Source organism: Hymenobacter negativus (genome assembly GCF_016056375.1).
Taxonomy (GTDB): domain Bacteria; phylum Bacteroidota; class Bacteroidia; order Cytophagales; family Hymenobacteraceae; genus Hymenobacter; species Hymenobacter negativus_A.
Map to the genome: position 1 here is coordinate 185,096 of NZ_JAEDAE010000004.1, position 21,975 is coordinate 207,070.

Consider the following 21,975-nt stretch of genomic DNA (forward strand, 5'->3'; position numbering starts at 1 on the left):
CGCCGGATTTAGTGAAAGTCAGTGGCTAGAACGCGGCCGGCCCCGGGAGGTTTCCGGCCGCGGTAGGTAGACGCCCCGCTGCCCGATTCCTTACACGCTCCGGCCCGCCGTCAGTTCGGCCCCCACCGGCGCCACCACATTGCCCGTCCGCTGCAGCACGCCCCAGCTTTGCAGCTCGCCCTTGATGGCGCGCAGCACCGAGCGCACCAGTACCACATACATCAGCTGGCGGTAGGCGAAGCGCTGGGGCAGCAGGCCCCAAAGCCGGCTCCGGCGCTCGCCCTCGAAGCCAAAGGCTAGTGCTGCCGCCGCCGCATCCACCAACAGAAACGCCAGGTAGTAGCCCAGTACCGGCCCGGCCTGCCCGGTGCAGAGCGAGTAGAGCATCAGTAAGTCGGCCAGCGGGTTGAGGAAGGGCAGGATAAGCTGAAACACCAGCAGATTGGGGAAGGCCACCAGCCCCAGCGCCCCGTAGCGCGGGTTGAGGCACACGGCGCGGTGCTTCCAGAACGACTGCATGATGCCGAACGACCAGCGGAAGCGCTGCTTGAGGAACATGCTCACGGTTTCGGGCGCCTCGGTCACGGCCAGGGCGCGGGGGGCGTAAGTCACGGCGTAGCCAGCCCGTTGCAGCCTAATAGTGAGGTCGCAGTCCTCGGCCAGCGTGTCGGTGGTGAAGGCGCCTACGGCCCGCAACGCCGCCGTTCGAAACGCCCCGATGGCCCCCGGCACCACCGTGATGCAGCCCAGCAGCTCGAAGGCGCGGCGGTCGAAATTCTGACTGGTGATGTACTCGATGGCCTGCCAGCGGGTGAGCAAGTTGCGCTCGTTGCCCACCTTCACGTTGCCGGCCACGGCGCCCACCTGCGGCGAGTCGAAGTGGCTGATGAGCTGGCGCAGGGCGGCCGGGTCGAGCTGCGTATCGGCGTCGATGCACACCACGAAGTCGCTGGCGGCGCGGGCGATGCCATAGTTCAGGGCCGAGGCTTTGCCGCCGTTGGGCTTGGTGAGTACGCGCACCTGCGGGTTATCAGCGAAGGCGGCGGCCACCAGCGCGTGGGTGGCATCCTTCGAGCCGTCATCCACGAACACCACTTCAAAATCGGGGTAGTCGAGCCGCAGCAGGCTTTCGAGGCTGCGCACGGCGTTTACTTCCTCATTATAAGCCGGTACGATGATGCTCAGTCGCGGCCAAGCGCCGCCGGTTTCGGCCGGCGGGGCGGGCGCGGCAGCCTCGCGGGCGCGGGTGCGGCGGTGCGGCACCCAGGCCAGCGCGGCCACCGCCAGTTGCCGCCCCAGCGTGAGGATGATGCCAAGTAGCATGAGCGTGTAGAGGCCGTGCTCCAGGAAATACAAGCCCTGCACGGTCAGCCAATTGGCCTGGGCCAGGTCGCGGTCGGGGCCGGCGGGCAGGGCGGGCATCAGCTCGGCTTTGGGCTTGTGCATGAGCTCCGATACGCTGATGAAGCGGTAGCCCTTCTGCCTGAAATAGTGGATGATGCGCGGCAGCGCGGCCACCGTGGCGCTGCGGTCGCCGCCAGCGTCGTGCAGCAGAATCACGCTGCCGTTGGCCTGCTCCTTCACCACCTGATTGAAAATCTCGTCGGCCGTGACGCCCTTGCGCCAGTCCTGCGGGTCGATGCTCTCGCCCACGGTCAGGTAGTTTTCGTGCTTGGCCAGCATGATGGGCTCGATTTCCTGCAAGCTCTGCGGTTCGGAGTCGGCATTATAAGGCGCCCGAAACAGAATGGTGCTGTGTCCGGTCACGCACTCGATGAGGCGGCGCGTGGCGTTGAGCTCCAGTTCGGCGCGGGCCGGGCTCACACCGGCAATGTTGAGTGCGAAAACGTGTGGTTACCAATTTCATAGCCGTCGTCGTAGAGCTGGCGCAGCAGGGGCACGTTGTTCTCGGCGTTCTCGCCCACCACAAAGAAGGCGGCCGGCACGTTTTCACGCTTCAGGATATTAATAACCTGAGGCGTGTAAGTTTCATCGGGCCCGTCGTCGAAGGTGAGCACCACGGTTTTGGGGGCCACGCCCAGCTTGCGCACCACATAGCTGGTGGGCAGCACGGCGTAATTTTCCTCGCTGATGAGCTGGTCGGGGTGGTCCAGCGTCAGGTCGATGCGCCCGCTCTGCGGGCCGCTGAGAATGTCCAGCACCTCACCCTCGCCGATGTAGTCTACATCGGTAGCGCCCACCGGGCGGCGCAGGCGCTGCAGCAGCCCGGGGCCGCTGCGGTCCAGGCTATCGGCCCGCAGGTTGCGGTTGAAGAAGCCCCACAAACGTGGGTCTTCGGAGCCCAGGCGCCACACAGCCACGCCCGCCAAGCCCTAGTCGTCGGCGGCGCGCATGGCGTTGAAGTTGGTGGCCGCGTCGGTGAAAAACACCTGGTGCGGGTGGTCGTGCTCGTCGGCGTAGCTGAAATCGAGGTTGTAGGTATCGTTGTCGAAGTGAATCTGGCCCTCCGATTCCTTGGCCGTGGTCAGGGCTTCTTGGTAGGTGAGGTCGGTGCCTTCGATGTGCTTCGGGCCGCCGTCGGTCTGCCAGTCGTAGCCGTAGGCGGCCAGACCGAGCACAAGCTTTTGCGGGTCGACTTGCGCTTCCATCTTGGTCAGAATGTCCTCCACCCACTTGTGGGCGGCCACGGGGCCGGGGGCGCTACCGGTTTCGTGCTGGTCGTAGGCCATCAGGATGAGATAGTCGTTCGAGCGGGCCAGGGCGGCGGGGTCGTAGTCGTCGTTGAGGGGCGCGATGTCCTGCGTCACGAGGTAGTGGCCGGCGTGCAGGGCGGCGTATAGCTCGCGCTGGAAGGCTTCGAGCGGGGCGCGGTCGTCGAGGTTCAGGTTCTCGAAGTCGATGTTCACACCCTGAAAGCCATAGCGACGCAGCACCTGCAACACGTTGGCGATGAACAGCTGGCGGGTGCGTTCGGTGGCCAGCATGCGGCGCACGTTGGCGCCGTTCCACTGCTCGTGGTAGTAGTTCGAAATCATGGGCACCACGGCCACGCCGGGGTGGCGGCGCAGCAACGCCAGGGCCGCCGTGTCGATGTCGGTGCTGAGTTGCCCGGCTTGGTCGGGCACGAACAGCCACTCGGGCAGCACCATGTTCATCTTGTCCACCTGCCGCCGCAAGGTGCTCAGCGACTGCGCGTCCCAGTTCACGTAGAAGCCCGCCCGAATGGGCAGCCCGTCGCGGAAGGCCGGGGCCGGCCGGCGCTGCAGCGGGGCCGGCGACGTGGCTTTCGCGGGCAAGTCGCGCGGGTCGCGGTAGCCGTGGGCGTGGCGGGGCAGCTGCTTCCGCAGGGCCTGGTAGGCGCGGTTGTGGCGGTTGGCCAGCGTGCCGAGGTGGCTGGGGTTAAGGATGCGCTTGTAGGTTTCATTCGGCCCGAAGGCGCGGGGCAGCAGCGTGGCCGACTGCTGAAACAAGGCCCAGGCCACCCCTGCGCCGGCTACCAGCAGCAGCGCCACGGCCAGGCGCGCGCCCCACTTGAAGCGCTGCCAGCGTTGGGGCGAAAAACTCTGAAAAACCTGCGGGGAAGCATCGGCGGCGGACATGGCCAGGGCAGAAAGTGTGAGCGTTGAAAGAAGTAAAATTCCACGCTTCAGATGTAGGAAAAATGAATAAAAAAGCGCCGCATTTTCCTCATAAAACATTCATTATGCGCCCGTTAATCTTGAACCGACTTTATCGGTCAATGCCATACCAAAGGCGCCCAAAACTGGCCGACAGCCAGCCGCCGGGCCACGATTTTTCCTGGTTTATTGCTGCTGCTTCTTATGCGTGTGCTGCTCGTGTTGCTGTTATTGCTGGGGCTGCCGGGGTGGCGGCCCGCCGTCGCGCAAACCCACTCCCCTGCCGCCGAAGTCCTGACGGACCCGCGCCCGGCTGCCGGCCAGCCCGCCGCCCCGCCGCGCCTCACCGTGGACCTGACCACCAGCAACCGCAACGCCTACCTGATGCGCGCCCCCGAAGCAGCCGACGACCACGGCTACCTCGGCACCCAGCTCACCTACCAAACCCGCTGGGGCCTCTACGTCGGCACCTACCTCAACAGCTCCTACGGTCCCGATAATCCCCTTTTCGACGACTATGAGGCCACCCTGGGCTATGCCCGCACCGGCCACGGCCCCACCGAGTGGAGCCTGCAATACACCCACCTTTTCGTGCCCGGCAGCAGCAAGCTCCTCCGCGCCACCATCACCGACAACGTAGAAGGCAGCCTGGCCCACGACTTCGACTTTGTGTACGCCAGCCTTACCGCCGACGCCTTCTTTGGCAGCTCCCGCGACCTCGTGCTTACTTGGAATGTGTCGCACGCCTTCCCGCTGCCGGTTTTCGCCCACGACACGCTCAACTTCACGCCTACCGTCGAGCTGGGCACGGGCACCCAGCGCTTCTACGCAGCCGGCCTGGCCCGCAACGTGCGGCAGCAGGTCGTGAGCACCAAAAAGAACGGCCAGACCAAAACCAAAACCGCCAACGTGCTCGAAACGCCCGATACGCCGGGCTTTGCCACCACCGGCTACACGCTGTCATTGCCCCTCTCGCTCGACATGCGGCGCAGCAGCCTGGCCCTCATTCCGGCCTACCTGGTACCGCTGCACGTGCCGGAGTGGGGCAATGACGAGAAGTTTTTTTACGTGTCGGTCGAATTCACCCGAAGGTTATGGTAACGCGCCCCAATGCGGCTTTGCCGGCCATGCCGCCCGGCGTCACCACTCATTCCTTTGGTTCGATGCGCACTGCTTCGCTCACGCTTGTGTTCACCAACGCCGCCGGCGAGCTATTCACGCACCCGGCCGGCTATGCGGTGCTGCGCTACCGGGCCGGCAAATGGGGCGTGGCCGAGCTGGCACGGCTGCTCACCAGCACGGGCGCGCTGCTGCTCGGCAACCGCTGGCAGCGTCTGCTGGCCGATGCCCGCCTCCTGCCCTCGCTCTCGCCCGAAGCCAAAGCCTGGATTACCGAGAACTGGATGGGCACCAGCCGCCTGCGCCCCCAGCAGTTGCACACGGTGGTGCTACAGCCGGCCGAGGTATTCGCCCGGCTGGCCGCATCGCAGATGCAAGCGCTGGCCCCCGATGGCACCCGCTACCACCACTGCGCCGACGAAGCCGCAGCTCATGCCTGTTTGATTGGCCTGCCGCGGTAATTGGTCTGCCGCAGTAGAAACGCAATATTTTGCGTCTCGTCGTCTGCACCGTTGGGGGCCGTTGGGATTTCGTTCAGGCGTTTTCGTTCAACGACGAGACGCAAAATATTGCGTTTCTACATCATTCCGGCCAGCAACGCCAGCCCGGCCGGCCAAGGCCCGTAGCCGCTAGCCGCGTTGATGTGGCCGGCCTCACCAATATCGACTAATTCGCTGCCCCAAGCCTCGGCGAACTGCCGGGCGCGGGCGGGCGTCACCCACGCATCGTCCTGGCTGAACACGACTTTGCTGGGAAACGGCAGCCGGGCCAGCGGCATGGGCGCGAAGCCGGTGGTGGGGAAGGCCGCGTAATGCGCAGTTTCCACGTCGCTGGGCGCCACCAGCAGCGCGCCTTTGATGCGGTGGCCGTACTGCCCGGCCCAGTGCGCAATGGTGGCACAGCCCAGGCTGTGGGCCACCAGCACTACCTGGCTCAGGTCGTAGCCGTCGAGGGCATCTTCGAGGCGGGCAACCCACTCGGCGCGGTCGGGCACGTCCCACTCGCGCTGCTCAACGCGGATAAAATCCGACTGCGTGCGCTCAAAATACGTTTGCCAATGGTCGGGTCCCGAGCTGCCGAGGCCGGGCACGATGAAGACGCGGGTGGTTTCTTGCATGCTCAAAAGTAGTCGCCCCACCTCCTCTCCCAACTACTATGAAAATCCTGACCGCCGCCCAAACCCGCCAGCTCGACCAAGCCACTATCCGGGAGCAGCACCTGCTTTCGGTGGAGCTGATGGAGCGGGCTGCCGCTGCTTTCATCCAGTGGTTTAGCAGCTACTTCACACCGGCCGAAGCGGGTGAAACCCTGATTATCTGCGGCCCTGGCAACAACGGCGGCGACGGCCTGGCCATCGCCCGGCTGCTGCTTCAGCGCGGCTACGCCGTGCGCGTGTCCCTGCTGCCAGCCGAAAAGCAGTCGTCCGATTGGCAGCACAACCGCAAGCACCTGCCCGCTGCTGTGCCCGTGGCCAACTTATCACCGCAGCACCTGCCCGCCATTGCCGAAGGCGCCCTCGTTATTGATGCCTTGTTTGGCACCGGCCTTTCGCGCCCGTTGGATGGGCTGGCCGCCGCCGTGGTGCAGCACCTGAACGATGCCGGGGCCCACGTCGTGGCGGTGGATATTCCCAGCGGCCTCTTTGCCGATGCGCCCCAACCGGATGATAGCCCCGTGGTGCGGGCGCAGCACACCGTCGGTTTTGGCCTGCCCAAGCTGGCTTTCCTGCTGCCGCAGAATGCCGAATTTGTGGGCGAATGGCACGTGGAGAACATCGGGCTGAGCACCGGTTTCATTGCCGAAGCGGCCACGCCCTGGCACTACACCGATGCCGCCGCTGTGGCTGGCCAGCTGCCGCCGCGCCCCAAATTCAGCCACAAGGGCACGTTTGGGCACACGCTGCTGCTGGCCGGCAGCCGGGGCAAGATGGGTGCGGCCGTGCTATCGGCGGGGGCCTGCCTGCGCGGCGGCGTGGGGCTGCTCACGGCCCACATTCCCGGCTGCGGCTACGACATCTTCCAAATCAGCCAGCCCGAGGCCATGTGCCTGACCGATAAGCAGGCCGATTTCATCAGCGAATTGCCGGACCTGAAACCCTACCAGGCCGTGGGCATCGGCCCCGGACTGGGGCAGGAAGCCGCCAGCCTCGCTGTGCTGCGGAAGCTGCTGCAAGCCGCCGCCCAGCCCCTCGAAAAAACCGGCCAGCCCCTGCCCCTCGTCATCGATGCTGACGCGCTGAACCTGCTGGGCAGCCATCGCGCGCTGCTGAAGCAGCTACCCGAAAACGCCGTCCTGACGCCGCATCCCAAGGAGTTTGAGCGCCTTACCGAACCCGCCCGCGACGACTACCACCGCCTGGAATTGTTGCGCGACTTCGCCCAGCAGCACAAGTGCCTGATGGTGCTAAAAGGGGCCTATACCTGCCTGGCCACGCCTACCGGCGAGCTGCACTTCAACAGCACCGGCAACGCCGGCATGGCCACTGGCGGCAGCGGCGACGTGCTCACGGGCCTGCTGCTGGCCTTGCGCGCCCACGCGCAGCTACCGCCCGTAGAGGCCGTGCGGCTGGGCGTGTACGCCCACGGCCGGGCCGGCGATATGGCCGCCGCGCTCACCGGTCAGGCTGGGCTGGTGGCCGGGGATATTGTGCGGCACATTGGTCCGGCGCTGGCCGAGCTATAAGGTTCGGATACCCTGAAATGTTATTGCGGGCCGCAAGGACAAGTTGCCTGGTGATGTTTACGCGGGCCGAAATAAAATTTCAGAGTGCCAGGTGATTCTGCCCTACTTTCCTACCAGGTATAGCACGGCCGGCACCAGCAGCACGCCATCGGCCAGTAGAGCAAAGAAGTAGTCGCTCCGCCGCTCCTCGGCCAGCAGGATAACGGCCGCCGCCGCCAGCGCCGTAAGGCCCAGGCCCAGCGGCGGCACGCCGCGCTCGTACCCCAAGGTCATGGCGGCGGCCAGGAAGGCCAGGGCGGCGGCTTTGGCCCCGGCCACGCCCAGCACCAGCGGGAAGGTGCGGGTGCCGGCGGCCCGGTCGCGGGTCAGGTCCCGAATATCGAATACGATGGTGAGGGCAAGCACCAGGCAAAAGCGTTGCGCCAGCAGGCCCAGCGCTTCGGCCAGTGGGCGGTGCAGGGCCAGCGCGGGCAGGCCCACCGTAATGGCCGACCACACGCCCGCAATCAGAAAGCCTTTGAGCAGCGGCACTTCGCGCACGGCCCGGCGCTGTCCCTGCCAGCGCACCAGCGGCCACGAGTACAGCAGCGCCAGCCCCGCCAGCGGCAACAGGGCCGGCAAGTAGTGCCACCAGCCATCGGCCAGAAAGAAATAACCGGCCGCCAGCGCCGCACCCGCCGCCAGCGCCGCTAAGCTGCGTCGATGCCGTTGTTGCCAGGCCTTGCGCCCCGAGCCCGCGGCGGGCTGCCGGTGCTTAAAGGGCAGCGCGGCATCCAGATTGTAAACCAGCAGCGTGGCGGCGAACACCAGCGCTACCACCCGGCCGTTGACACCGCCCGCCGCGGGCCAACGGTGAAACGAGGCCGCCGTTTGCACTGCCGCCGCGCCCGACAGCCACACGCTGCTAAACAGCACGGCATCAAGCGCCCGCCGCACGAGGCTGCGGGCGGACCGGGGAGTAGCAACGGAAGCAGGAGAATCCACGGAGCGAAGGTAAAACGGGGTCCGCGCCGGGCAACCCAAAATCTACTGTCATCCTTCGCTGCGCTCAGGATGACAGCCAAATTAGGTGGCTCCTACTTCCCCGTTTCGCCGTGGGCGGCGTCTACCGGCTTGCTTTCGGGCGAGCCGTGCTGGCGTAGGAAGATGCTGAGGCCCACGATGCTCAGAATGCTGAGAAATTCGCTCTGCCAATTCTGCAGCGACTCGAACCAGAACCGTGAGGTGCTCATGTATTCCCAGGTGCTCACGGCCGCTTTGCCGTCGTGCACCTGCTCGATGCTGTAGACCTCGGCTCCACCGCGGGCGTGCAGGAAAAACGACATGACAAACAGCGCGAAAAACGCCAGGCTGAGCGAGTTTTTATACAGTGCCAGCATAAGGCCGCCCTGCCGAACGGGCCAGGGGGCGTCCTTTTTCGATTGGTCTGGCTCGGCGTCTACCTCTTCTTCCTCATAGAGCTTTTTCGACTCGGAGGAACCTCGCTGCCGCAGCCACACCGTCAGCAGCACGTAGAGCGCCATTTGCAAAAACTCGCTTTCCCAGTTCTCGAACGTGGCTTCGAGGAAATGGCCGGAGTGGAAATATTGCCCGGCCGTGAGTTGGGCCAGGCCCATGTCCTGGAGCTCGTCGTTGTAGTCGTGCCAGCCCGTCAGGAACTGGCCGCCCAGGGTGCCCAGCGTGAGCAGCAGGATGACGATGATAAGACTGTTCTCATACAGGAAACGCCAAAAAGGCGAAGCAGGACGCGTTATTGCCATGCTTCGCCTTTACGGGCATTCCAGAAAAACGTAGCTCGACCGTAGCTTATTAAGCCTTGCGGCCGCCGAAGGTTTCTTCGTAGAGCTTGATGCTGTCGTTGATGATGCGGTAGGCATCTTCCTTGCCCATGAAGCGCTCTACGGTGACGTGCTTGTTGTGTTCCAGGGCTTTGTAGTCCTCGAAGAAGCGCTGCATTTCGAGCAGCGTGTGCGGGGGCAGGTCCGAGATGTCGTTGTAGTGGTTCACCGAGATATCGTGGGCAGCCACGGCGATGATTTTGTCGTCCTCCTCGTCTTGGTCTACCATCTGCATCACGCCGATGACCTTGGCCTCTACCAAGCACATGGGCACGATGTCGACCGAGCAAAGCACCAGGATGTCCAGCGGGTCCTTGTCGTCGCAGTAGGTTTGGGGGATGAAGCCGTAGGCGGCCGGGTAGTGCACGGCCGAGAACAGCACGCGGTCGAGTTTCAGCAGGCCGCTCTCTTTGTCAAGCTCGTATTTGCCTTTGCTGCCTTTGGGGATTTCGATGATGGACTGGACGACGGTAGGGGTTTCGTCGCCGCGCGACACGTCGTGCCAGGGGTTGAAGTGGGTCATATTCAGGGAAAGCAGCCGCCTATCTTGACGGCCAGGGACAAAATTACAAGCGGATGAGGGAGTTTCTTAATAAAAGTGTTGCTACCGGCCCAGCACCTCGCGCAGCGGCACCCCCGAGCAGCCGCTGGGCTCTTGGATGTGCAGAAACTGCGCCACGGTGGGCGCAATGTCCACGGTGTGCACCGAAGCCGACGACTCGCCATGCTTCACGCCCCAGCCCCAGAACAGCAGCGGCACGTGCGTGTCATACGCGCCGGCCGAGCCGTGGGTGGTGCCCTTCACTACGGGAAAGGCGTAGGCTTCGAGCCAGCCCGGGGCCAGCACGGTGAGCACATCGCCCGAGCGCGGGGCGTAGAAGCCGTTTTCCTGGTACATGCCCAGGCCCTCGCTCCAGTGGGCGCGCTGCAGGTCGAGGGCGGTGAGGGCTTGCGTGACGCCGGGCAGTGTGAGCAGGGCCGCGGCCACGGCCTGCTGGGCCTTGCCGAGGTCAATGTTCTTTTTCTGAAGCAGGGGGCGGTTGAGGTACACCTGCTGGTTTTCGTAACTGAGCACCCACTGGCCGGGGCCGTACTGGCGGGTGAGGGCGCGCTGCACCGAGTCGCGCATCACGGCCGGGCCTACGCCGCCACCGGGCAGGCGGTGGGCCTGCGAGAAGCCCACGGCGTGGGCCGCGGCGTGGTCGGCGGTGAGGAAGACGAGGGTCTGGCCCTTGCCCACCTGCTTATCCAGCGCCTCAAACAGGCGGGCCAGCTCGCGGTCCAAGCGGAGGTAGGTGTCTTCGGCTTCGATGGAGTTGGGGCCGAACTGGTGGCCCACGTAGTCGGTGCTGCTGTAGCTGATGGCCAGGAAATCGGTGATGCCGCGCTGGCCCATCTGCTCCTGGCGCAGGGTTTCGAGGGCGAAGTCCGTGGTCAGGCTGTTGCCGAAGGGCGTGCTGCGGATGAGGTCCAGGTTTTGAGTAGGGGCCGGCACGGCCTTGCTCTCGCCCGAGTTTTTGAGCGCGGGCTGCACCGAGGCGGGCGCACCGGCCGAGAGTACGGGCAGGTCGTGCGGAAACACGGGCTTGCTCTCGCCCTTGAAGGCCCCTTCCCACGGCACGTCATCGGGCGAGCTTTCGGTGTAGTCGGCAATGGGCAGCAGCGTGTTCCAGGGCTTGGCTAGGTAGTCGGCGGCGTGGTGGGCGGCGTTGAAGCCGGCCACCCACGCGGGCAGGGCCGGCTGGTAGAAGGTGCTGCTGATGAAGGCCCCGTTGGTACCGTCGTACCAGTAGGCGGCGGTGGCCGAGTGGCCGGCCGGCAGGATGCTGCCCCGGTCCTTCATGCTCACCCCAATGGTCTTGGCCTGGAAGTTGGTGGCCAGGCGCAGCTCGTCGGTGATGGTGGTGCTGAGCATGTGGCGCGGCGACATCTGGCCGGCGGCTTCGGTGCCGCCCACCGCTTTCACGGTCTTGTCCTCGGTCACGTAAGTTTCGCGGCCTTCCTCGCGCACCCACCAGTTGTTGCCGATGATGCCGTGCACGGCCGGCGTGGTGCCGGTGTACACGCTGGCGTGGCCGGGGCCGGTGTAGGTGGGCACGTAGTTGTAGTGGCAGCTTTCGTAGCTGAAGCCCTCGCCCAGTAGCCGCCGGAAGCCGCCGGACGGATATTTGCTCCAGTAGCGGTAGATGTAGTCGTAGCGCATCTGGTCCACCACGATGCCCACCACCAGCTTGGGACGCGGCACGGGCGGCTCCGGTGAATGAGCGAATGAGTGAATGGGTGAATGCACGGCGGCTGCGGCGACCAATGCGGCCCAAAGCATCTTTTTCATGAAGTTTCAGTAGGAGAACAAACGCAAAGATACCCGCGCCTTCCACCTTCGTTGGTTATGCCGCCGTTGCGGTCAAGCATTCGTCCATTCGTCCATTCACCCATTCGCCCATTGAAGCCCGCCCTCATCTTCGACATGGACGGCGTCCTCGTCGACAACACACCCGTGCAGGCACGCGCCTTCCAACTCCTCTTTCGCGACCTCGGCCTGACCACCAATGCCCGCCAGCTCCTCAAGCGCCTCAACGGCATGCCCGCCGGAGAGATTATCCAAAGCGTTTTCCGCCATCCCATCCCCCAAAAGCAGCTCGACATCTACGCCGAGCAGCGCGAGTTCCTCTACCGCACGCTGTACTGGAGCAAGCGGCGGCCGCTGCCGGGTCTCACGGCTTTCCTAGAGGCCGCCCGGGCCGAGGGCTTCCCCATCGGCCTGGGCACCGGCTCGGGCGGCCCCACACTCAGCTACATCCTCGACCACCTCGACCTGCGCCGCTACTTCGATGTCGTCATCGGCAAGGACGACGTGCCCAAGGGCAAGCCTCATCCCGATACTTACTCTCTCACCGCCGCTAAGCTGGGCGTGCAGCCGCTGGACTGCATCGTGTTCGAAGATGCCCTGCTGGGCGAGCAGGCTGCCTACCGCGCCGGCATGCGCTGCGTGGCTGTAGCCACCACCCTCAAAGCAGCCAACTTCCAGGCTCCGCTCACGGTCATCAAGGACTTCGTCGGCCTCACCCCAACCCGGCTGCTGGAGCTGCTGGCGCAGCAGCCCAAAGCGCCCAAGCCACAGAAGCGGCGCGGCTGACGTAAGGTTTATATTCTTGGGGCGCAGCGGCCCTTTTGCTACTCCACCACCAGGCGGGCTACCTGCCCGGCGGCGCGCATCAGGTAGAGGCCGGGGGGCAAGCCGGCCACGTCCAGCGTGGCGGTTCCGGCCTGAGCGGGAACCGTGCGCATGGCCCGGCCCAGCGGGTCGAATAGCTCAGCGTGGGTGGCGGCGGGCGGCAGGCTAAGCTGTACCCGGCCGGTGGCGGGGCCATGCCCGGCAGGGTTAGGGTAGGCCGCCAGGGCGGCAGGGGACGCCACGGCCGTGGCCAGGGGGCCGGTGCCGCTGTTCAGGCGCACGCTCACGGTACCGGCCGTGGTGGTATTCGCCGAGAGCAGGTCGAGGTCGCCGTCGCCGTCCACGTCGCCCAGGGCCACGGCATTGGGGGTGCTTGGGGCAATGCTGACATCGCCCACCGACACATCGGCCCCGCCGCCAAAGGTGCCGCTGCCATCGTTGAGGCGCACGCTGGCCGTGCTGTTGCCCGAGTTGGCCGTGAGCAGGTCCAGGTCGCCGTCGTGGTCCACATCGCCCAGCACCACCGTGGGCGGGTAGCTGCGCACGGCCACGTTTTGGGCGCCGCTGAACGTGCCGCTGCCATTGTTGAGGCGCACGCTCACGATGCCGTTGTAGAGGTAACTCACAGCCAGCAGGTCGGCGTCGCCGTCGTTATCTACGTCGCCCGTCACGATGCCGAACGGCTGCCCACCGGTGGGCACCTCCTGCCCGCTGCCAAAGGTGCCGCTGCCGTTATTTAGGCGCACGCTCACGGTACTGGCCAGAAGGTTAGTGGCCAATAGGTCGAGGTCGCCGTCGTTATCTACATCACTCAGTGTCAAACCCTCGGGGCCATCGCCTACATGCACACCCCAGCTGCCGCCAAAGGTGCCGCTGCCGTTGTTAAAGCGCACGCTTACCGAATCCACGTCGCGGTTGGTGGCCACAAAATCCAGGTCGCCGTCGCCGTCCACGTCGCCCAGGGCCAGCCCCTGGGGGCCGTAGCCAGCGGGCACGTCCGCGCCGGGACCAAACAGGCCGCTGCCGTTGTTGAAGCGCACGCTCACGGTATTGCCCGTAAAGTTGGCCGAGAGCAAGTCCAGGTCGCCGTCGCCGTCCACGTCACCCAGGGTTAGGCCCAGCGAATAGCTCGCTACGGGTACGTTCTGGTTGCCGCCGTAGGTGCCGTGGCCGTTGTTCAGGCGCACGCTCACGGTGGGTTCGCCCGAGTTGCCGGTCAGCAGGTCGAGGTCGCCGTCGTTGTCCACGTCGCCCACTGCCACACTTGTGGGCCGCACTCCAACGGGCACTTCCGTGCCCGGCGCAAAACTGCCCGTGCCCGTGCCGCCCACCGCCGTGGTGAACTGCTGCACCCGGGGTGTGGCCAGTGCCCCAACCGCAGTGGCGGCGGTGCGGGTCACGGTGTACTGCACGGTTTCGCCCGGCCGGAAGTCGTAGGCTGTGGGGAAGAAGCCCAGGTTGGCACCTATTACGGTGGCCGCCCCGCCGCCCCGCAACCCGCCCCGCTGGCTGCTGAACACCTTAAGCGCCGTGGCTGAGGCGGCCGTGAGCGGCTGGCTGAAGCTGGCTACTACGCCCCCGTTGCGAGGCGCCGCGCTGGCGTTGGCAACGGGCGTAACATTAACAATGACTGGCGCTTGGGCCTGGGCAGAGGCCAGTGATGTCAGCAGCATCAAGGCCGCCCCGGCACTGGCGGGCAGAGAAGAGTTATTCAACACAATAACAGGTAGCAAGAAGACGCAGAAAGCCGGCCCACAACCCCAGGTTGCGCCGCCGGGCTACAAAGCTACGCCGGGCCCGGAACCGTGCCGCCACCTTCCGCCGGGCCCGGGCACCCAACCAGCAGCACCGCAGGGACAACAGTTCCTCTCCCCTACTCCACCTTCAGGGTGCGGGCCACGCGCTGGGTACCGGCCTGCACCTGCACCCGGTAGAGGCCGGGGGCACGGCCCAGCAGCGGCACTTCCGCCGCGCCGCCGGCTCCGGTAAGGCTCACGGGCTGCTCAAATACCACGGCGCCCTGGGCATCGGTGAGCGTGACGGTGGCCGTGTCGGCCCCCCGCACCGCCGGCACTTGCACCGTGGCCCGGATGTGGGCGGGGTTGGGATACACATCCACCTCGCCCAGCGGCACCAGGTCCTGCGCACAGGCTGCCGGCCCCAACAGTTCTAGCAATACCGGGATGGCTAGCAGCCCCATGCGTGGCGATAACACGATGCTTCTCATAGCGGAAATAGAATAAGTAAAAAGTTGCCTGAGATGGCCCGGCGTGCCGTGGTCGGCACCCATCATACGTTCCGTTCCGGGGTTGTGAGTTGGGTCATCGGCTTCCCTCCTCTGTCAATCATTGTTGCCCACTCCCCTACTCCAAAGCAGCCTCCGTAATTTGCCCAGGCTCGACAAAATAAACGAGGCCCGCTCCTAACGGTAGCGGGCCTCGTTTATTTTGTCGAGCCTGGGCAATTTGTTCTCTGCCCCGGTCCTGACTACAGCTCAATGGGTGGGCAATTGGGCCACAGGCTGCCGGCCATGATTCAGCCCGAGCAGCCTACCGATGGGCCACTACTCTACGGTCAACGGGCGGCTGGCCTGCTGGCTCCCAGCTTCCACCTGCAGGCGATAGAGACCGGGGGCCACGCCCACCAACGATACCTGGGCCGTGGCTCCGGTAGCCGGCAGAGCCAGCCGCTGGGTCTGCACAGTGCGGCCCAAGGCGTCCACCAGCCGGAGCGTGGCCGACGTAGCCCCCGCCACGCCCGGCACCTGCACCAAGGCCAGTGCGTGTGCTGGGTTGGGAAATAGGCCGATGTGCAGGCCGGGCCAGGCCGCTGCTGTGGCCAGCGGCGTGAGCGAGTAGTAGCCAATATGGGCCATGAACTTACTGCCGTCGCCTACCGCCGTAAAGGCGCCGCCCACGTAGATGCCCCCACCCGTCGCCGCCATGGCGTAAGCATAGCCATTTACACCGGAGCCCATGGGTAGCCAAGCTGTGCCGTTCCACTGGGCCGCGTAACTGGCCGCTACGCCTCCGGCCGTGGTAAAATTGCCGCCAGCGTACACATTGCCGTTGCCATCGGTGACCAAGGCTAAGGCCGCGCTGGTCAGCCCCCGGCCCGGCAGCTGGCCCAGGCCTGCGCCTAGCGCGGTCCAGGCCGTTCCGTCCCACTTAGCGATGCCATTAGCCGCACTGCCTCCGGCCGTGGTGAAGTAGCCGCTCACGTATACGTTGCCGTTGCCGTCCAGGGCCAGCGCGCTCACGGCATTGCCCACGCCGGGTCCCAGGGCCATCCAAGCCGTGCCGTCCCACTTGGCCACATAATTAGCTGCTATCCCCCCGGCCGAGGTGAAAGCGCCCGCTGCGTATAAATTGCCGACCCGGTCTACCGCCAGCTCCGTTACCGAGCTGTTCATCCCAGTACCCAAAGCACTCCAGCTGGTGCCGTCCCACTTGGCAACGCGGTTCGCCGCCACGCCACCGGCCGAAGTGAAATTACCACTCGCGTACACATTACCGACACCATCGACGGCTAGGGCACTCACGGTAGCATTGGCTCCAGCGCCCAGCGTCGTCCAACTCGTGCCATTCCATTTGGCCACGCTATTAGCGGCTATTCCGCCTATTGTGGTGAAGGCTCCACCCGCGTACACGTTGCCACTACCGTCTACTGCCAGGCACCCCAGGTTGCCATCGGGCCCAGTGCCCAGCGTCGTCCAACTCGTGCCATTCCATTTGGCCACGCTGTTGGCCGCCGTGGTGCCAGCAGCCCCAAATGCACCGGCTGCGTACATAGCGCCGGTCCTATCCACGGCCACCGCGTAAACGCTGGCATTAACCCCCGCCGCTGCCGCCGCTACCGGCCCAAACCGCGACCATGTAGCGGTGCCCGGAGTCCATTTGGCAATGTTGTTAACCACGGTCCCGCCCGCAGTGCCAAAGCTTCCTCCTACACATACATTCCCATTGGTATCCACGGCTAAAGCAGAGACACTAAGTTGATTGCTGATGATGCCCTGACCCATAGGAGCCCAAGCCGAGCCGTTCCATTTGGCGATGTGGCTGGCCGCTACACCGCCAATTGTGCTGAAATATCCTCCCGCATACACATTGCCGCTGCCATCTACCGCAATAGCACGCACGATATCGGCGGCAGGACTTGTGCCCATGCTGCTCCAGAATGCACCGTTCCACTTAGCAATGCTGCTGACCGGCTGTCCGCCAGCCATAGTGAACTGGCCGCCGGCATACACACTGCCGCTAGCATCGACGGCCAGCGCATACGCGGCAGCACCCACGCCTTGGCCCAGCGCGCTCCAAGTAGTGCCATTCCAGCGGGCTATATGGCTGGCGGCAGCGCTGCCAGCCATGCTGAAGTCACCACTGGCATAAAGGATTCCACTGCTGGTAAGTACCAGTTGCAATACACCGCTATTCGTTCCAGCCCCTAGTGCCGACCACGCCGAGCCGTTCCACTTGGCGATGTTGCTAGCCGCTGTGCTGCCAGCCTGGGAAAATTGCCCCCCGGCATACACGTTACCGCTAACATCCACCGCCAAGGCCGATACCAAGCTGTTGATTCCTGTGGCTAGAGGAGCCCAAGTAGTACCGTTCCACTTGGCAATGTTGCTGGCCGCTATGCTGCCAGCTTGAGAAAATTGTCCTCCAGCATACACATTGCCACTGGCATCCACCGCCAGTGCCCGGACAATGCCGTTTGTTCCGGCGGCCAGTGCACTCCAAGCTGTACCGTTCCATTTGGCTACGTTACTGGCGGCTATCCCGCCCGCGGTCGTAAACTGCCCGCCCGCGTATATCGTGTTGCCATCGATTGCCAGGGCCAGCACAAAGTCGTCGATACCGCTGCTAATGCCGAACGCATTCGACCAGTTTGCATCACCGCTACCCTGAATGCCCAGGGCCCGGCTAGTAGCTGCCGACCGGAAAACCGGGTGGCCCTCTGAGTTCATGTCCAATCTGTACCCTTGGGCATTAAAGGAGCCATGCGTTCCGGCACGCACTGTACCGTCGGAATTCAGTACCGTGCTCAAATTTGGCGATGCCCCGAGGCTGGAGCCCCACGCTGGCGCAGTCTGCACCATCAGCAACAGGATAGCCCAAAGTAGTAGTCCCTGCCAGTTGTGTAACACGTTTTTCATACAAGAAGAAATGTGGAAGATGAGGCAATGAAGTAAATGTTATTTGTCGTTTTTCTATATGAAATTATATCCCACGACGAACAAAAAAGGCCCGTCTTCGAGAGAAGACGGGCCTTTACAGAAAATCAGCGTTAGGTTACCCCGCCGCCAGTGCCTCGGCACCACCCACGATTTCGAGAATCTCGGTCGTGATGGCCGCCTGACGCGTCCGGTTGTAGGTCAGTTTGAGCGACTTCAGGAGCTCACCGGCGTTGTCGGTGGCTTTGTCCATGGCCGTCATGCGGGCGCCGTGCTCCGAGGCGTTGCTTTCCAACACTGCCTTGTAGAGCTGAATCTTGATGGACTGCGGAATCAGCGTCTGCACGATGTCCTCCTTCGAGGGCTCGAACAGGTAGTCTACGTTCGACTCCGGCGTAGCCGTAGCGGGCGCTTCTTCCTGCACCAGCGGCAACAACTGCTGAGTGCGGATAATCTGCGTGGCCACGTTACGGAACTCGTTGTACACCATCACCACCTCGTCGTACTGCCCGTCGCGGAAGCCTTGCATGGCTACCTCGGCAGCGGCCCGCACCGTCTCGAACGACAGCTTGGCGAAGACGTGGGTGTAGTCGCCCACGGTCTGGCCGCGGCGGCCGTAGTAGTCGTGCGCTTTCTTGCCAATGGCCATCACCGAGATGTTGGCCGCCGGCAGGTTGCTGTAGCGCGAAGCAATGGCTGCGTTCACGCCCTTAAACACGTTGGTGTTGAAGGCACCCGCCAGACCACGGTCCGAAGTGATGGCAATGACCAACACCCGGCGCACCTCGCGGGCCACGCCGTAGTCGCTCACGATGTCGGAGTCGGCGTTGCGGGTCAGGTTGCTCAGGATGGCATTCAGACGCTGGGCGTAGGGCCGCATCCGCACGATGTTGTCCTGGGCCCGGCGCAGCTTGGCCGCCGCCACCATTTTCATGGCTTTGGTAATCTGCTGCGTGCTGGTCACCGACTGAATGCGGTTGCGGACTTCTTTTAAGCTTGCCATTTAAACTTGATATCGGTTGTTGGTTGTCAGTTGTCAGAGGGTTGTCAGCCATTAGCCAGGGCTAACAGCTGACAACCCTTAATGGACAACTTACTTGCCGGCGTAGTTCGCCGAAACGTCCTTGGCTACCTCGCGGATGGCCTTGGTGCCAGCGTCCTCCAGCTTGCCGGCTTTCAGGGCCTTCAGCACGTCGGGATAACGCGAGTTCATCGTCTGACCGAACTCCTTTTCGAACTCACGCACGCGGTTCACGGGCACGTTGTCGAGGAGGCCGTTGGTGGCGGCGTAGATGATGGCCACCTGGTCCTCCACCTTCACGGGCGAGTACTGGGGCTGCTTCAGGATTTCGAGGTTGCGACGGCCGCGCTCGATGGTGAGCTTGGTCGAGGCGTCGAGGTCGGAGCCGAACTTGGCGAAGGCTTCCAGCTCGCGGAACTGGGCCTGGTCGAGCTTCAGCGTACCGGCCACTTTCTTCATCGACTTAATCTGAGCGTTACCACCCACACGCGATACCGAGATACCCACGTTGATAGCCGGGCGAACACCCGAATTGAACAGGTTGGTCTCGAGGAAAATCTGGCCGTCCGTAATCGAAATCACGTTGGTCGGAATGTAAGCCGATACGTCACCAGCCTGCGTCTCAATCAAAGGAAGAGCCGTCAGCGAGCCACCACCTTTCACGAGGTGCTTGATGCTGTCGGGCAGGTCGTTCATGTCGCGGGCGATTTCGTCCGAGGCATTGATTTTAGCGGCGCGCTCCAACAGGCGGCTGTGCAGGTAGAATACGTCGCCGGGGTAAGCCTCGCGGCCCGGAGGACGACGGAGCAGCAGCGACACCTCGCGGTAAGCCACAGCTTGCTTCGACAAGTCATCGTACACCACGAGGGCTGGACGGCCCGTGTCGCGGAAGTACTCGCCGATAGCGGCACCGGTGAAGGGAGCGTAGAACTGCAGCGGAGCGGGGTCCGAAGCCGAAGCCGACACCACCACCGTGTAGTCCATAGCACCACCCTTGGTCAGAGCGTTTACCACCTGGGCCACGGTCGAGGCCTTCTGGCCCACGGCTACGTAGATGCAGAACACGGGCTCGCCGCGCTCGAAGAACTCGCGCTGGTTGATGATGGTATCGATGGCCACGGCCGATTTGCCGGTTTGGCGGTCACCGATAATCAGCTCGCGCTGGCCCCGGCCAATCGGAATCATCGCGTCAATCGACTTGATGCCGGTTTGCATGGGTTCCGTCACGGGCTGACGGAAGATTACGCCGGGGGCTTTGCGCTCCAGCGGCATGTCGTACAGCTCGCCCGAGATGGGGCCGCGGCCGTCGATGGGCTGGCCCAGCGTGTTCACCACGCGGCCAACGATGCCCTCGCCCACTTTGATGGAGGCGATTTTGTTGGTGCGCTTCACCGTAGCGCCTTCCCGGATTTCCGAGTAGTCGCCGAGCATTACGGCACCCACGTTGTCTTCTTCCAGGTTGAGCACGAGGCCTTGCAGGCCGTTCTCGAATTCAATCAGTTCGCCGGCCTGGGCTTTGCTCAGACCGTAGATGCGGGCCACGCCGTCGCCGACCTGCAACACGGTGCCGACTTCTTCCAGCTCGGCTTCCGACTTGAAATTGGACAGTTGCTGCCGCAGGATTGCGGAGACTTCATCCGGACGTACTTCTGCCATTGTATGGGGAATTAAGTAGTAGTTAGTAGTAAGTAGCTAGTAGCAAGTAGTTGGTATCCAGAGGAAAGCGTAGCGTTAGCTAACTACTTATTACCTGATACTTAATACTTAAAACCCTACAGTTTGCTTTGATATGAATTTTCTTGCAGCGAAGTGCGCATCCGGCGGAGGCTGGTGCGCACAGAATCGTCAATCTGATTGTCGCCCACCCGCAGCACGAAGCCGCCGATGAGTTCGGGGTCCACCTTCTCGGTGAGCTGCACCTCGGTAAGACCGGTTTGCTGGGTTACCAGCTTGCGGATTTCGAGACGGGCAACGGCCGTGAGCGGCGTAGCCGACGTTACTTCGGCCGACTGAATGCCCTGCATGGCGTTGTACTGCGCCAGAAACTCGGGCCCGATGCCTTCGATGGCCGACTCACGGTTTTTCTCGGTCAGGATGGTGAAGAAGCGCAGCGTCATGTCCGACACCTTGCCGCCGAAGATGGCCTTCAGGATGGCCAGCTTCTTGTCGTGCTTCACAATCGGGTTGCGCAGCAGCAGACGCAGCTCGCGGCTTTCGGCCATGGTCTTGCTCAGCAGGTCCATGTCCTCTTTCACTGCGCTCAGGGTGCCTATCTCCTTGCCCAAGTCGAGGAGCGACTTGGCGTAGCGGGCCGCTACTCGTTGGTCAGCCATATTATTGGGGGTATAAGGAATATGGGATAGGGAATAAGCGAATCAGGCCTATTGCAGCCCTATACCCTATTCCTTTTCCCTTCTACCCTTAATTAAGTTTAACGTCTTTCAGGTAAGAATCGACCAGCTGCGTTTGGGCGGCGGGGTCGGCGAGTTCGCGGCGCAGGATGCGCTCGGCGATGTCGAGTGACAGCTTGGCGGCGGTATTTTTTACTTCGGCCAGGGCTGCGTTTTTCTCCTGCTGGATGGCTTCGCGGGCTTGCTGGATGATGGTGTTGGCTTCGGCGGTAGCGCGGGCCTTTTCGGCTTCGCGGTGCTGGTTGGCCATTTGGGTGGCTTCCTGCATCATGCGGTCGCGCTCGAGGCGGGCATCGGTCAGCAACTTTTCGTTGCCGGCTTTCAGCTGCTGCATTTCAAGCTTGGCCTGGTCGGCCATGCGCAGGGCGCCTTCGATGCTGTCTTCGCGCTCTTTGAGGGCGAGCAGAATCGGCTTCCAGGCAAACTTCGCCAGCAGGAACAGTACCAGCAGGAAGATAACCAGTTGCCAGAAAATCAGGCCGAGTTCGGGGGATAAGAAAGCTGGCATAATGAGTATTGGAATGGGAAGCTGGCCTGTGAAAACCGGCCTCAACAATTACTGATAGTAGGAGCAGGTAAGCCCGCCGCGCCACCTGCATGTGCAGCAGCGGGCGGCGGGCTTCCTTACTACTTCCGAGCCCTCACAGGCCCGGCCGACTGCCTTAAACGAGCTTGGTCCAGATGAGTACGCAGACTACGACTGCGAACAGGCCCAGACCTTCAATCAGAGCGGCGGCGATAATCATAGCCGTCTGGATTTTGCCCGAAGCTTCCGGCTGACGGCCGATAGCATCCATGGCGCTGCCACCGATGCGGCCAATGCCCAGGCCTACGCCCAGAGCCACCAGACCTGCACCGATACCGGCACCCATTACAGCCAAACCAGGACCGTAGTTAGCGGCCATAGCAGCCACTTGCAACAACAAAGAGAGCAACATAAAAATTGGAAAAAGGGGAAAAAGAAAAAGTTCGTCAGTC

General features: G+C 63.5%; 20 protein-coding genes. 4 read left to right on the forward strand and 16 right to left on the reverse strand.

Features of this window, described 5'->3' with window-relative positions:
* Positions 1-90: 90 nt before the first annotated feature.
* Genes I7X13_RS11400 through I7X13_RS11410 form a run of 3 tightly spaced genes read right to left on the reverse strand, consistent with a single transcriptional unit; the run spans position 91 to position 3,560 of the window.
* Complete coding sequence (locus tag I7X13_RS11400) at positions 91-1,824, reverse strand: glycosyltransferase (protein WP_198075587.1); 1,734 nt, start codon at positions 1,822-1,824, stop codon at positions 91-93.
* Entirely contained in the window at positions 1,821-2,321 is a 501-nt protein-coding gene (locus I7X13_RS11405) for a polysaccharide deacetylase family protein (RefSeq protein ID WP_198075588.1), read from the reverse strand. Before I7X13_RS11405 ends, I7X13_RS11400 begins: the two co-directional genes overlap by 4 nt.
* Before the next feature lie 12 nt (positions 2,322-2,333).
* Positions 2,334-3,560, reverse strand: a complete 1,227-nt coding sequence (locus I7X13_RS11410; protein WP_198075589.1) for a glycosyl hydrolase family 18 protein — start codon at positions 3,558-3,560, stop codon at positions 2,334-2,336.
* 222 nt (positions 3,561-3,782) lie between these two features.
* Here I7X13_RS11410 and I7X13_RS11415 point away from each other — a divergent pair, with 222 nt between their 5' ends.
* Together I7X13_RS11415 and I7X13_RS11420 are read left to right on the forward strand one after the other, a co-directional pair.
* Entirely contained in the window at positions 3,783-4,679 is an 897-nt protein-coding gene (locus I7X13_RS11415; protein WP_198075590.1) for a hypothetical protein, read from the forward strand.
* Complete coding sequence (locus I7X13_RS11420; protein ID WP_198075591.1) at positions 4,673-5,158, forward strand: hypothetical protein; 486 nt, start codon at positions 4,673-4,675, stop codon at positions 5,156-5,158. The genes I7X13_RS11415 and I7X13_RS11420 overlap by 7 nt, the downstream gene beginning before the upstream one ends.
* A gap of 116 nt (positions 5,159-5,274) precedes the next feature.
* On the opposite strand, the gene I7X13_RS11425 is transcribed toward I7X13_RS11420, so the two are convergent.
* Positions 5,275-5,814 (reverse strand): RBBP9/YdeN family alpha/beta hydrolase, encoded by a 540-nt coding sequence (locus I7X13_RS11425; RefSeq protein ID WP_198075592.1) that lies wholly within the window; start codon positions 5,812-5,814, stop codon positions 5,275-5,277.
* Between the two features lie 38 nt (positions 5,815-5,852).
* Between I7X13_RS11425 and I7X13_RS11430 the strand changes: the two genes are divergently transcribed.
* Positions 5,853-7,379 (forward strand): NAD(P)H-hydrate dehydratase, encoded by a 1,527-nt coding sequence (locus tag I7X13_RS11430; protein ID WP_198075593.1) that lies wholly within the window; start codon positions 5,853-5,855, stop codon positions 7,377-7,379.
* Between the two features lie 102 nt (positions 7,380-7,481).
* Here I7X13_RS11430 and I7X13_RS11435 read toward each other — a convergent pair whose 3' ends face one another.
* From I7X13_RS11435 to pafA, 4 genes are all read right to left on the reverse strand, one after another.
* The gene (locus tag I7X13_RS11435) at positions 7,482-8,363 is read right to left on the reverse strand and encodes a UbiA prenyltransferase family protein (protein ID WP_198069381.1); all 882 of its coding nucleotides are present in this window, start codon (positions 8,361-8,363) and stop codon (positions 7,482-7,484) included.
* A gap of 92 nt (positions 8,364-8,455) precedes the next feature.
* Complete coding sequence (locus I7X13_RS11440) at positions 8,456-9,139, reverse strand: DUF6766 family protein (RefSeq protein WP_198075594.1); 684 nt, start codon at positions 9,137-9,139, stop codon at positions 8,456-8,458.
* A 49-nt stretch (positions 9,140-9,188) separates the two neighbouring features.
* Positions 9,189-9,740 carry an inorganic diphosphatase gene (locus I7X13_RS11445; RefSeq protein WP_198069383.1) on the reverse strand — a complete coding sequence of 184 codons (552 nt, stop codon included), beginning with the start codon at positions 9,738-9,740 and terminating at the stop codon, positions 9,189-9,191.
* An 81-nt stretch (positions 9,741-9,821) separates the two neighbouring features.
* Positions 9,822-11,549 carry an alkaline phosphatase PafA gene (pafA, locus tag I7X13_RS11450; RefSeq protein ID WP_211532044.1) on the reverse strand — a complete coding sequence of 576 codons (1,728 nt, stop codon included), beginning with the start codon at positions 11,547-11,549 and terminating at the stop codon, positions 9,822-9,824.
* A gap of 111 nt (positions 11,550-11,660) precedes the next feature.
* Between pafA and I7X13_RS11455 the strand changes: the two genes are divergently transcribed.
* Positions 11,661-12,353, forward strand: a complete 693-nt coding sequence (locus I7X13_RS11455) for an HAD family hydrolase (protein ID WP_198075595.1) — start codon at positions 11,661-11,663, stop codon at positions 12,351-12,353.
* A gap of 38 nt (positions 12,354-12,391) precedes the next feature.
* On the opposite strand, the gene I7X13_RS11460 is transcribed toward I7X13_RS11455, so the two are convergent.
* From I7X13_RS11460 to atpE, 8 genes are all read right to left on the reverse strand, one after another.
* On the reverse strand, positions 12,392-14,107 hold the full coding sequence (locus I7X13_RS11460; protein WP_198075596.1) for an FG-GAP-like repeat-containing protein: 1,716 nt from the start codon (positions 14,105-14,107) through the stop codon (positions 12,392-12,394).
* 158 nt (positions 14,108-14,265) lie between these two features.
* A complete protein-coding gene (locus tag I7X13_RS11465) occupies positions 14,266-14,619 on the reverse strand; it encodes a T9SS type A sorting domain-containing protein (protein ID WP_198075597.1) in 354 nt (117 codons plus the stop codon).
* A 336-nt stretch (positions 14,620-14,955) separates the two neighbouring features.
* Positions 14,956-17,358: a hypothetical protein gene (locus I7X13_RS11470; protein ID WP_198075598.1), complete on the reverse strand. Its 2,403-nt coding sequence runs from the start codon at positions 17,356-17,358 to the stop codon at positions 14,956-14,958.
* A 325-nt stretch (positions 17,359-17,683) separates the two neighbouring features.
* Complete coding sequence (gene atpG / locus I7X13_RS11475; RefSeq protein WP_198075599.1) at positions 17,684-18,568, reverse strand: ATP synthase F1 subunit gamma; 885 nt, start codon at positions 18,566-18,568, stop codon at positions 17,684-17,686.
* 90 nt (positions 18,569-18,658) lie between these two features.
* Positions 18,659-20,242 carry a F0F1 ATP synthase subunit alpha gene (gene atpA / locus I7X13_RS11480; protein ID WP_198069389.1) on the reverse strand — a complete coding sequence of 528 codons (1,584 nt, stop codon included), beginning with the start codon at positions 20,240-20,242 and terminating at the stop codon, positions 18,659-18,661.
* A 116-nt stretch (positions 20,243-20,358) separates the two neighbouring features.
* Positions 20,359-20,919, reverse strand: coding sequence for an ATP synthase F1 subunit delta (gene atpH, locus I7X13_RS11485; protein WP_198075600.1), 561 nt, complete (start codon positions 20,917-20,919; stop codon positions 20,359-20,361).
* A gap of 88 nt (positions 20,920-21,007) precedes the next feature.
* Entirely contained in the window at positions 21,008-21,505 is a 498-nt protein-coding gene (atpF, locus tag I7X13_RS11490; protein WP_198075601.1) for a F0F1 ATP synthase subunit B, read from the reverse strand.
* 154 nt (positions 21,506-21,659) lie between these two features.
* A complete protein-coding gene (gene atpE, locus I7X13_RS11495; protein ID WP_196287135.1) occupies positions 21,660-21,935 on the reverse strand; it encodes an ATP synthase F0 subunit C in 276 nt (91 codons plus the stop codon).
* Between the last annotated feature and the right edge of the window lie 40 nt (positions 21,936-21,975).